The sequence below is a fragment of the Paraburkholderia sp. J7 genome (genome assembly GCF_905220155.1).
Lineage (GTDB): Bacteria > Pseudomonadota > Gammaproteobacteria > Burkholderiales > Burkholderiaceae > Paraburkholderia.
The window spans coordinates 1-477 of the sequence record NZ_CAJMYZ010000101.1; the positions used below are offsets into that span (position 1 = coordinate 1).

1 pseudogene is annotated in these 477 nt (G+C 63.9%); it reads right to left on the reverse strand.

The features are described from left to right. Positions 1 to 477 (reverse strand): annotated as a pseudogene (locus U5A58_RS40515) (hypothetical protein); the annotation flags it as partial.

Below are 477 nucleotides of genomic sequence, written 5' to 3' on the forward strand. Positions count from 1 at the left end.
TGACGTTGCTGCCGTACCGCCCAGCGTCACCGAGTCGTGTGCCGACGAGTCGTACATCACGGCATCTGCCATCGTGCCGTTGATGTTCGTGATGTCGCCAGCCAGGTCCGAGATGCTCTGGTTCGTCTCGTACAGCTGCGAGCCGTTCACCGCGTCGAGGCTCGTTGCGCTCAGCGTGCCGTTCGCCACGTTGTGCAGCGCGACTGCCGAAGTGGCACCCGTGCCGCCCAGCGTCACCGAGTCATGTGCCGACGAGTCGTACAGCACTGCATCGGCCAACTGACCCTGCATGTTCGTGATCTGGCCGTTGATGGTCGTCACGTCACCCTGCAGCGTCGTCACGTCACCGGCGAGGTTCGTCACATTGCCCGCGAGGTTCGACACGTTGGTGTTCGTCTCGTACAGCTGCGAGCCGTTCACCGCATCCAGGCTCGATGCGCTCAGCGCGCCGTTGGCCACGTTGTGCAGCGCCACTGC